Annotated in this window: 3 protein-coding genes; 1 reads left to right on the top strand and 2 read right to left on the bottom strand. The window is 69.1% G+C overall.

The window, feature by feature from the left end; all coding sequences use genetic code 11:
* Positions 1–35: 35 nt before the first annotated feature.
* Together ABZ260_RS48685 and ABZ260_RS48680 are read right to left on the bottom strand one after the other, a co-directional pair.
* Positions 36–1,694, bottom strand: coding sequence for a catalase (locus ABZ260_RS48685; RefSeq protein WP_355632109.1), 1,659 nt, complete (start codon positions 1,692–1,694; stop codon positions 36–38).
* A gap of 237 nt (positions 1,695–1,931) precedes the next feature.
* Positions 1,932–2,696 (bottom strand): hypothetical protein, encoded by a 765-nt coding sequence (locus tag ABZ260_RS48680; protein WP_355564949.1) that lies wholly within the window; start codon positions 2,694–2,696, stop codon positions 1,932–1,934.
* Between the two features lie 228 nt (positions 2,697–2,924).
* Between ABZ260_RS48680 and ABZ260_RS48675 the strand changes: the two genes are divergently transcribed.
* On the top strand, positions 2,925–3,494 hold a 570-nt coding region (locus ABZ260_RS48675), incomplete at its 3' end, for an AAA family ATPase (RefSeq protein ID WP_355632106.1).

The raw sequence follows: 3,494 nt of genomic DNA, 5'->3' as shown, positions 1-3,494 counted from the left end.
CCGGGGTGCGCGCGCCCCGGCCCGGCGGCCGGTTCCTACCGCTCCACCCGTGCCCGCTCGTCGGGCACGCAGTGCGTCATCTTCAGACCGGTCACCTCGCGCGGCCCGTTCTTGCCCAGCTTGGACAGCCGCTCGCGGTCCTCGTCCGTCAGGTCCTGGCCGATCAACGGCTTCAGGTGGGAGACGTCCCCGGGGCTGATGCCCAGCCCCTCTCCCACTCTGAGCCCGAGATCGTCCTCGACCATCAGGAAGTGCCAGACCATCCGCTCCTGGACGGGGCGCGAGGCCTGGGAGAGCATGTCGACGAAGTTCAGTACGAGATCGTCGCGCTCCCACTGCTCCATGAGCATGTAGCGCTGACCGGGCTGGGTGTAGTCGTTGGTACGTGGAATGCGCTTGCGGGTCAGCCTCCCGGAGATGACCGGCCCCTGCTCGTCGTAGGTGGGGTACTGCCCCTCCCGGAGCCCCCCGGTGATGGACGGCTCGTAGTTGACGTGCGGGTTGGCGCCCTGCCCGTCGACGTGGTAGGTCATCTCGCCGTCGCGCTGGTTGGTGCGCACCTGGGCGTGCTTGGCCTGGTTGACCGGCAGTTGCAGGTAGTTGGGGCCCACCCGGTGGCGCTGGGTGTCGCTGTAGGAGAACGTACGGCCCACCAGCATCTTGTCGTCGGAGAAGTCGAGGCCGTCGACCAGGACACCGGTCCCGAAGGAGATCTGTTCATTCTCGGCGAAGTTGTTGGCCACATTGCGGTTCAGCACCATCTTGCCGACCGGCATGGGCGGGAACTCGTTCTCCGGCCACACCTTGGTGTCGTCCAGCGGGTCGAAGTCCAGCTCGGGGTGGTCGTCATCGCTCATCATCTGCACCCGCAGCTCCCACTCGGGGAAGTCGCCCCGGTCGATCGCCTCGTGCAGATCCTTGGTGGCGTGCCCGAGTTCCAGTGCCTGCACGGCCGCGGCGTCCTCGGCGGTCATGCTGCGCACGCCCTGCTTGGGGATCCAGTGGTACTTCACCAGACGGCTGTCGCCCTCCTGGTTCTCCCACTTGTAGGTGTTGACCCCGAAGCCCTGCATATGCCGGTAGTCGGCCGGGATGCCGCGCGGGCTGAACAGGTTGACGAGCATGTGCATGCTCTCCGGCGTCTGCGACATGAAGTCGAAGATCCGGCCGGGCTCCTGCCTGAACGTCACCGGGTCCGGCTTGAGCGAGTGGATCACGTCGGGGAACTTGAGGGCGTCCCTGATGAAGAAGACCGCCAGGTCGTTGCCGACGAGATCCCAGTTGCCGTCCTCGGTGTAGAACTTCACCGCGAACCCGCGCGGGTCTCGGGCGGCCTCCGAGGAGTCCCTGCCACCGATCACCGTGGAGAACCGGACGGCCACATCGGTCCGCTTTCCGGGCTCCTGGAAGAGTTTCGCCCGGGTGTAGCGGCTGATCGGCTCGTCACCGAACGTGCCGTAGGCCTCGAAGTAACCGTAGGAGGTCACCCCTCGCGCGTGGACCACCCGCTCGGGGACGCGCTCGCGATCGAAGTGGCTGATCTTCTCCAGGAACTGGTAGTTCTCCAGCGTGGCCGGACCCCTCGCGCCGACCGTGCGCTGGTTCTGGTTGTCGTAGACCTGGTGCCCCTGCCGATTGGTCAGGATCGGGCGGTCATCGCCCGGCTGGGGTCCCACGCTCGACACATCCGTCATGATGACGATTCCTTCCCTGCCGCGGTCGCGTTCGACGCACCACTCCATATCGGCACACAATCCCCCTTAACCGACACAGAGCGCTTTATAGCGATAAAGAGAAGAATCTTCACAAAGAGGGGTGGCAATTTAAACAGCCGGCGACGGCTCGGCGGGCGCCCTTTCCCAGCAGGCCGACACACCCGCGCCCGTGAGGCCGGGGAGGCGGACCACTCACCGGCCCCACGGGCGGACCCCCTAAATCGGCTCGCCCTCGTTCTCGTCGCCCCGCTCAGGGCCGGGGGTACCGGTCCCGCTCTGGCTCGGCGACGGCGAGGGGGTGGGCCGGCCGGGATCCGGCGTCGCCGGGACCGGTGGCGGGGTCGGTACGAACACCGTGGGCGGCAGCGGCCTCGGCGGCGGCCGGAAATCGTCCTCCTTGCGCAGCAGGAGCCAGACCGTCACGGCCAGCAGCACGAGCAGCAGGGTCAGCACGACCCCCGCGACGATCACGGCTCGGCGGGTCTCGGTCGGCGGCGGCGCGCTCTTGGGCGGCGCGGGCAGCGCGGGCGAGCGGTCGCCCACCCAGTGCGGCGCGAAGTCGGGGCCGTGCTGCTCGCCGATCAGCGTTCCGCTGACCAGCACCGGTTCGAGGAACCGCTCCGCTCCCGCCCTGTCGGGCTCGTACGGCGTGGCCACCCACGGGGCGCTCCCGCCGTCCATGGCCAGCACCTGCGGGACCGTGTCGGCCACCGCGGTGCGCCCGCGTGTCGCCCTGGCCATCCAGCCCCGGACGCCGGAACGGCTGGCCGCCGCGTCACGGACACCGGTGACGAAGCGGTCGCGGGCCGCCGGATCGAGCGCGGCTCCCCTGGTCAGCACCGCGACCGAGACGGCCCTGCCGTCGGGCGCGAGCCCGAGATAGACCAGCCCGGCGGGTCCCACCCGCAGACGTGCCTGCACGACGAAGGGTCCCAACTGGGGCGGGTCACCGTACTGGAGCGGAGTGGCCACGTCTGACATGAAAGCACACCCGGGTGATCACCCCATGCCGCACGGGTGACGAGATCGGGCACACCGTGCGAGCCACCACCGGGCTCGGGTGACCTCCCCCACCCGAGGGGTCGGCTTCCCGCCTCCCTCAGCCGAGATGGGCACCGGCCGTCTCGAACACGGGAACCATGACGGGGAAGGCGATTCACCGCCGGGTCGACCCGGCGGTTCCCTTCCCGGACGTGATGGAATATCGACATGACCGTCGCAGAAGAACTGCCGAGCGAGATCGACACCGGACTGCTGCGCGACGCCCTGACCGAGGTCCGGCGGGTCATCGTCGGGCAGGAGCACATGGTGGAGCGGTTGCTCGTGGCGCTCCTCGCCCGTGGCCACTGCCTGCTGGAGGGCGTGCCGGGCGTGGCCAAGACCCTGGCCGCCTCGACGCTGGCCACCGTGGTCGGCGGCGCCTTCGCCCGTATCCAGTTCACCCCCGACCTGGTCCCCAGCGACATCGTGGGCACCCGGGTGTACCACCCCTCCCGCGAGGTCTTCGACGTCGAGCTCGGCCCGGTGTTCGTCAACTTCCTGCTCGCCGACGAGATCAACCGGGCCCCGGCCAAGGTGCAGTCGGCGCTGCTGGAGGTCATGGCCGAGCGGCAGGTGACCCTGGCCGGGGAGACCCATCCGCTGCCCAGGCCGTTCATCGTGCTGGCCACCCAGAACCCGATCGAGTCGGAGGGCGTCTACCCCCTCCCCGAGGTCCAGCGCGACCGGTTCCTGTTCAAGGTCCGCGTCACCCATCCCAGCGCCCACGAGGAGCTGGAG

Source organism: Streptosporangium sp. NPDC006013 (genome assembly GCF_040614275.1).
In the GTDB taxonomy this organism is placed as follows: domain Bacteria; phylum Actinomycetota; class Actinomycetes; order Streptosporangiales; family Streptosporangiaceae; genus Streptosporangium.
This window is presented reverse-complemented; position numbering and strand designations above follow the sequence as displayed.

Excerpts from the sequence above, each read along its gene's own strand:
- ABZ260_RS48680 (WP_355564949.1), bottom strand. The coding sequence starts at position 2,696 with ATGTCAGACGTGGCCACTCCGCTCCAGTACGGTGACCCGCCCCAGTTG.
- ABZ260_RS48685 (WP_355632109.1), bottom strand. The coding sequence starts at position 1,694 with ATGACGGATGTGTCGAGCGTGGGACCCCAGCCGGGCGATGACCGCCCG.